Genomic DNA, 7404 nt, shown 5'->3' with positions numbered 1-7404 from the left:
ATCATAGAAGAACCTTCCAAACATTATTTTACAGAAAAAGTTTCATACTCTCTCAGAATTTGTTTCTCAGCTTTCGGTATTCTCTCGGCGAATATCCTTTCAACTTGTGAAAAAGCCGACTGAAATAAAGCTGGTTATCATATCCGATAATCTTAGAAATCTCATTGATGGAATAAGTTGTTGTTTCAAGTAACATCTGAGCATTGTTGATGCGGATTCCCACAATAAATTGCATTGGTGTAGAACCGGTATATTTTTTGAAATTTCGGATAAACCAGCTGACACTCATGCCTCGTGAGGCAGCATAATCATCAATATTGATATTTTGATTGTAGTTTTCACTGAAAAAGGTAACAGCATTATCCATCTCATGATCAAGATATTCATTTTTTAATATGTGCTCTCTTGTCAGTTCCCGGTGGAAACTGATCAGAAGATGACGTAGCAAAAGGACGAGCATTTCCTCATAATTATCTTGACAGCGTTGGAGCTCGATAATAATACGCTTGAAAATTTGTTCATATTCATTAGATGTACCCACTTGAAAGACACGTTCTTTATCCTGAAATCCATATTGACGTAAGATATTTTTCACATTGCTTCCTGTGAAGTGAATCCAGTATACTTCTGCCTTATCTTCTCCGTAATATTCATATTTCTGAAGTTCTTTCGGTCTGTACAGTACAATGTTGCCGGCTGGAACAATCGTTTCGTTATTTACATTATCAAAATGAAAATGCCCACAACCAGCAGTGATATATATAATCTGATAATCCAGACGACCCCTTGGACGGTAGGTAGGAAGTTTGGGATGTCTGGAAAGACGGTAAGTACCACAGCTACCTACAATCAGCGGACGACTTTTGTCTTTGAAATCCATATGTGAGTGGTTCAAATAACCGGTGTTCAAATACATAGGACAGCACCTCTTTTCGCACTTTTTATCATTGTATCATTTAGTGCATATTTTGTCTAATCCAATTTATAGACATGTTTTGCGGATTAGGATAAGCTATATATAGCATAACTAAGGAACGTAAACAAAAAAGTAAAGTATAAGGTTTGCTTTAGGGAAACAAAGAACAAAAAAGTATATGTATTGGAGGAGAGTTATTTATGATCGTACCACGTTATTATGAAAATCTAAGCGTACTGCACGAAAACACAATGCCAGCCAGAGCCTATTATATTCCGGCATCCAAAAGAATGGATAACTTGGTGGAACACAGAGAAGAATCAGATCGTATGCAGTTATTGAATGGAACTTGGAAATTCCAGTATTTTAACAGCATCTATGACATTCAGGATTCTTTCTTTGAGAAGAATTATGATACAGAAAATTTTGATGAGATTCAGGTTCCAAGTGTATGGCAGATGGCAGGATATGATACACACCAGTATACAAACATCCGGTATCCGTTTCCGTTTGATCCACCATATGTGCCACAGGATATTCCGTGTGGAGCTTATGTACATAATTTTGAGTACAGCAGAGATGAGAAAGCATCAAAAGCTTTTTTGAACTTTGAAGGAGTAGACAGCTGCTTTTATGTATGGATCAATGGCTCTTACATAGGATACAGCCAGGTTTCACATATGACCAGTGAGTTTGATGTTACCGATGTACTTCAGGATGGAACGAATACGGTGGCAGTGTTGGTAATGAAATGGTGTGATGGTTCCTATTTGGAAGATCAGGACAAATTCCGTATGAGTGGTATTTTCCGGGATGTGTACATTTTGAAACGCCCAAAACAGGCAATCAGTGATTATCATATTAAAACAAGAATTGAGGATATGCTTGCGAAAGTAGAAATTGAAATGAAATTCTACTTTCCCTTAAATGTAAAAATTTCGATTGAAGATAGAAACGGAGCAGTTGTAGCACTAGGAAGTATTGCTGAAGAAGGAACAGCTGTATTAGAAATTGCAAGTCCGGAACTTTGGAATACAGAAAATCCATATCTATATAAACTGATTCTTGAAACAGAGAATGAAGTAATTGTAGATCACATTGCATTAAGAAAGATAGAGATTAAAGACCAGGTCATTTACCTAAATGGACAGAAGATTAAATTCCGTGGTGTCAATCGACATGATTCCGATCCGGTTACTGGATTTACAATCAGTCTGGAACAGCTCACAACCGATCTTACGTTAATGAAGCAGCATAATTTTAATGCGATCCGTTCCAGCCACTATCCGAACGCACCATTTTTCTATGAAATGTGTGACAAGTATGGATTCATGGTAATAGATGAAGCAGATATTGAAGCTCATGGTCCATTTATGATCTACAGAAAAGAAGACACTGATTACAATCGGTTCAAACGATGGAATGAGAAGATTGCAGATGATCCGGTATGGGAAGAGGCAATCGTTGATCGCGTAAAACTCATGGTGGAACGTGACAAAAACCGTTTCTGTATTGTTATGTGGTCAATGGGAAATGAGAGTGCTTATGGCTGCAACTTTGAAAAAGCACTGGAATGGACAAAGAATTTTGATCCAGACCGCATCACACAATATGAGAGTGCAAGATACCGTAATTATGATGAAACATATGATTACAGCAATCTGGATGTGTACAGCCGGATGTACCCGGCGCTTTCCGAAATTCAGGAATATCTGGATAAAGATGGAAGCAAACCCTTCCTTTTGGTAGAGTACTGTCACAGCATGGGAAACGGACCTGGAGATTTTGAAGATTACTTCCAGATGATTCAGGATAATGATAAAATGTGCGGCGGCTTTGTCTGGGAATGGTGTGACCATGCGATTGCTCATGGAACTGCTGAGAATGGAAAGACTATATATGCTTATGGGGGCGACCATGGCGAAGAAATTCATGATGGCAACTTCTGTATGGATGGATTAGTATATCCGGACAGAACGGTACATACAGGACTTTTGGAATACAAGAATGTTTATCGCCCGGCAAGAGTTATTTCCTATAACAAAGAAAGCGGAGAACTGGTGCTTCATAACTACATGGATTTTGATGACTTGAAAGATTATGTGAAGATTAGTTATGAGCTGACACAGGATGGTCTTGTGATCAGCAAAGGCATACTTCCGGAGTTTTCTGTGGCACCACACGGGGAAGGAAAAACAAACCTGAAGATCAATGTTCCAGAGAATGGGAAATGTTATTTAAAACTTATTTACCATCTGAAAAAAGAATTGCCACTGTTGAATGAAGACCATATTCTTGGATTTGATGAAATTGAGGTAAGTAAAGAGGATACAAAATGTAAACTTGCAGAGAAATGGATACCAAAAACAGTAGTGGACTCTGAATTACAGGTAAATGAAAATGATACACAGATTCATATCAAGGGGCGTGAATTTGCTTATACCATAGACAAACGTACTGCACTCTTTACAGAGATGAAATTCGCAGGGCGGGAATACTTGAACCATCCGATGGAATTAAATATTTGGAGAGCTCCAACAGATAACGATATGTACATCAAGTCTGAATGGAAGAAAGCCCACTATGATAAGGCTTACACAAGAGCCTATACGACAGAGGTTGTGCAGGGAAAACATGGTGTGAAGATTACAAGCCATGCTTCCGTTGTGGCAGAGACAGTACAGAAGATTCTTGATGTGACGATTACATGGAAAATAGAAGCTGCTGGAAAGATTGATGCAGATATTGCAGTAACAAAAGACGATGAATTCCCGGATCTTCCGAGATTTGGTGTGAGGATGTTCCTGGATAAAAAACTTTCAGCTGTAAGATACTTTGGAATGGGACCACAGGAAAGTTATTGTGATAAACATCAGGCTGCGAGCCACGGTTTATACCGGGCAGATGTAGGAGATTTACATGAGGACTATATCCGTCCACAGGAAAATGGAAGCCATTATGATTGTGAATATGTAGAGCTTAACAACAGCCGATATGGAATTGTGGCATCCGCAGAAAAGGCATTTTCATTCAATGCTTCTTATTATACACAGGAAGAACTTGAGAAGAAAACGCATAATTATGAATTAATAGAATCAGATAGTGTAGTATTCTGTGTTGACTACGCATTAAATGGCATTGGTTCTAATAGTTGTGGTCCAGTTGTATTAGATCAGTACCGATTTGATGATGTATTATTCCGGTTCCAGTTTACGCTGATACCGTATGTAAAGGGATAATAAAGTTTCATGTAACCCGTAAACAAAGAAGGATAGTCTGATTGCAATGTAAAGTCCGGATATACAGAGCAATCAGACAAAAACAGAGAAAAAATTAGAATTAGACATCATACGGTTAGACATATTGAGATTCTAAGTGCGATGAAGATGAGGAGCAAAGAAATTCGATGGAAGAAAAAAAGTATTTGAAATGGTATAACAAAATTGGATACGGATCAGGTGATGTTGCAGGTAATGTAGTCTATGCGTTCTTGACATCTTTTATGATGGTCTATCTGACGGACTCGGTAGGACTTGCTGCAGGTGTCGTGGGTACCCTGATTGCCGTATCAAAACTATTTGATGGTTTTACGGATATATTTTTTGGATCAATGATTGACAAAACACACAGTAAAATGGGAAAAGCGAAACCCTGGATGCTATACGGATACATTGGTTGTGCCATTACGCTGGTCTGCTGCTTTGCAGTACCAGTCAGCTTTGGAACAACGGCTAAATATGCATGGTTCTTTATTTCTTATACACTGTTAAATGGTGTGTTTTATACAGCAAACAATATTGCTTATTCAGCACTTACGTCACTGATTACAAAGAACAGCAAAGAGCGTGTACAGATGGGATCTTACCGTTTTATTTTTGCATTTTCAACAAGTCTTCTGATTCAGGCGATTACAGTTGAATTTGTAGATAAATGTGGTGGAGATGCTGCGGCATGGAGAACGGTTGCTATTATCTATGCAATCATTGGTCTGGTCGTAAATACGATTTCAGCACTTTCTGTTAAGGAACTTCCGGAGGAAGAACTTAATGAAGGAGAAGTAAAGAATGATAATGAAAAGTACGGAATGGTACAGGCATTCAAGCTTCTTGTTAAAAACAAATATTACATGATGATTTGTGGAACATATATTTTACAGCAGTTATATGGTGCCATGATTGGAGCTGGCATTTATTACATGACATGGGTACTGAAAAATAAGAATTTGTTTGGACAATTTGCATGGGCAGTAAATATTCCACTGATCATTGCCCTGATTTTCACACCGACATTAGTTGGTAAGTGGAAAGGTATGTATAAACTGAACTTAAGAGGTTACGTCTTGGCAGTCATCGGTAGAGCACTTGTTGTTGTTGCCGGATATATGGGCAGTGTTCCGCTGATGATGGCATTTACAGCTCTTGCAGCCTTAGGTCAGGGACCATGGCAGGGAGATATGAATGCAGTTATCGCATCTTGCTCTGAATACACTTATCTTACGCAGGGAAAGAGAATTGACGGAACGATGTACTCTTGTACTTCTCTTGGTGTAAAAATCGGTGGAGGTATTGGAACCGCTGTTGTTGGATGGATGCTTGAGTTCAGTGGATATGTCGGAACAAATGCAACTCAGCCACAGTCTGCACTTGATATGATGCAGTTCATGTATCTTTGGCTTCCGTTAATCTTTGATGTATTGATTATGTTTGCACTTTCAAGAATGAATGTAGAAGATGCAAATAAAAAACTGAAAGCAGAAAAAGGAATTGCTGCAGATGAAGTAACGGATGCATTAGACATAAATTAGAATTGACAGGAGAAAGCGTTGTCTGGTCGTTGCTCGATGAGACAGTGCTTTTTTCTATATATAAAGTGATAGAACTGTATTTTGAAAATAAAAAAGGACCACTTCATTTTTGTGAAATGGCCTTAAGAAAATATTCAGTTTTCACAAAATAGTCCTTTTAGTATTTATACATGGTAAGGATGCTCAAAATATTCAGTGTAGAATACTAAAAGGTCATTCAGATATTTTTTTAGGTTGCTCATTTGCAATTCCTCCTTTCCTTATTTACAAGTTGATTATAAGATAGGTGTAAAAGGATTGCTTGCCAAATTGAAAGAAGATATAGACAAATGTTGCAAAAGGGAGTATTTCATGCAGTTAAAATATGTTGACACAAAAGAGGAGATTATAGCAATAAATAGGAAGTCAAAACATATTGAACCACATCTTCATAATGCACTGGAGATCGTTTGTGTAACAAGTGGAGCATTAGAACTTGGTGTCGGACAGGAACTATACCATATGGAAAAAGGAGATATAGGCTTTGTATTTCCAGATGTTATTCATCACTATCAGGTACTGACACCCGGTGTAAATAAAGCGACTTATCTGATCGCATCGCCATTTACGATAGCCAAATTTGCAGATATCATGCAATCCATGGCTCCTGAATACCCAATCATCAAAGCGGAAAAGGTTGAACCGGAGGTATATAGGGTTATAAATGCAATTTTAGAGACAGAACAGTCGGATATTACTGTTGCACAGGCATATCTTCAAATTGTGTTGGCACGCTGCATAGGAAAATTAAATTTGGTAGAAAAGAGCAGTGTGGGGAGCAACGATCTTATTTACCAGACAGTTTCCTATATATCAGCAAATTTCAAGAAGAAGTTTTCGTTGGAAGAGATGGCAAAAGACCTGGGCGTGAGCAAATATGTTTTATCCAGACTCTTTTCCAAGACATTCCATAGAAACTTTAATCAATATCTTAACGATGCAAGGCTGAACTATGCATGCCATCGTTTGGAAAATACGAGTGATTCTATTACAAATATTTGTCTGGATAGTGGATTTGAAAGTCAGAGAACGTTTAACCGAGTATTTAAAGAAAGATATAAAATATCACCAAGTGATTATCGAAGTACTTGTGTGAAAGAGATGTTGTCATAAAAGGTTCTGTTGATCGAAATATTTACTTTGATTTTACAGTGCTATGTATTTGATTTCATGTGTGGATGATATAATATAAAAATATTTGTAGAAAAAAATATTGATGAAGTCTACCAATCAGTGTTTTTTGTTGTATAATGTTTTTGTCGTACAGGGTCACTTTCCTTTGTAATGTTTTGGGTCAAATTCTACCCCGATGATGTGCAGAAAGTTTTGTTTGCCAGAACGTTCGGCTGTGTCATCGCTTCGGCATCTTGATCAGCTGTACCTCAGGTAAATGGAGAAGAGAAGCTTAACTTGAGCATGGTAAGCGATGAGATCAAAAGCAAAACGATGTCCTGTCTGTGGTGGTGCTATGAAACAGCAGTTCATTGGATTAAGACATTGCAAATGCGGTATCAGTTGGAAGATATCCGGACAAAGGGTGATATATCCAGTAGAATAGTATAAGAAGGTATGATGGTATGAAGATATTAGTAATTCCTGATGTTCATCTTAAACCGCAGATGTTTAAACAGGCTACAGCTCTTAT

Annotated in this window: 5 protein-coding genes; 4 read left to right on the top strand and 1 reads right to left on the bottom strand. The window is 37.8% G+C overall.

What is annotated here, in order from left to right; genetic code table 11:
- Window positions 1–52 precede the first annotated feature (52 nt).
- Complete coding sequence (locus tag DWZ44_RS17730) at window positions 53–916, bottom strand: AraC family transcriptional regulator (protein ID WP_055221858.1); 864 nt, start codon at window positions 914–916, stop codon at window positions 53–55.
- A 200-nt stretch (window positions 917–1116) separates the two neighbouring features.
- Here DWZ44_RS17730 and DWZ44_RS17725 point away from each other — a divergent pair, with 200 nt between their 5' ends.
- The 4 genes from DWZ44_RS17725 to DWZ44_RS19605 all read left to right on the top strand — a co-directional run bounded on the left by DWZ44_RS17725 (window position 1117) and on the right by DWZ44_RS19605 (window position 7130).
- Complete coding sequence (locus DWZ44_RS17725) at window positions 1117–4155, top strand: glycoside hydrolase family 2 TIM barrel-domain containing protein (protein WP_055221856.1); 3039 nt, start codon at window positions 1117–1119, stop codon at window positions 4153–4155.
- Between the two features lie 167 nt (window positions 4156–4322).
- Window positions 4323–5720 (top strand): MFS transporter, encoded by a 1398-nt coding sequence (locus DWZ44_RS17720; protein ID WP_055221854.1) that lies wholly within the window; start codon window positions 4323–4325, stop codon window positions 5718–5720.
- A 351-nt stretch (window positions 5721–6071) separates the two neighbouring features.
- Window positions 6072–6872 carry a helix-turn-helix transcriptional regulator gene (locus tag DWZ44_RS17715; RefSeq protein WP_019163021.1) on the top strand — a complete coding sequence of 267 codons (801 nt, stop codon included), beginning with the start codon at window positions 6072–6074 and terminating at the stop codon, window positions 6870–6872.
- 171 nt (window positions 6873–7043) lie between these two features.
- The gene (locus tag DWZ44_RS19605) at window positions 7044–7130 is read left to right on the top strand and encodes a helix-turn-helix domain-containing protein (protein WP_117762139.1); all 87 of its coding nucleotides are present in this window, start codon (window positions 7044–7046) and stop codon (window positions 7128–7130) included.
- Window positions 7131–7404 lie beyond the last annotated feature (274 nt).

The organism is Blautia sp. AF32-4BH (assembly GCF_003460565.1).
GTDB lineage: Bacteria > Bacillota > Clostridia > Lachnospirales > Lachnospiraceae > Fusicatenibacter > Fusicatenibacter saccharivorans.
This window is presented reverse-complemented; position numbering and strand designations above follow the sequence as displayed.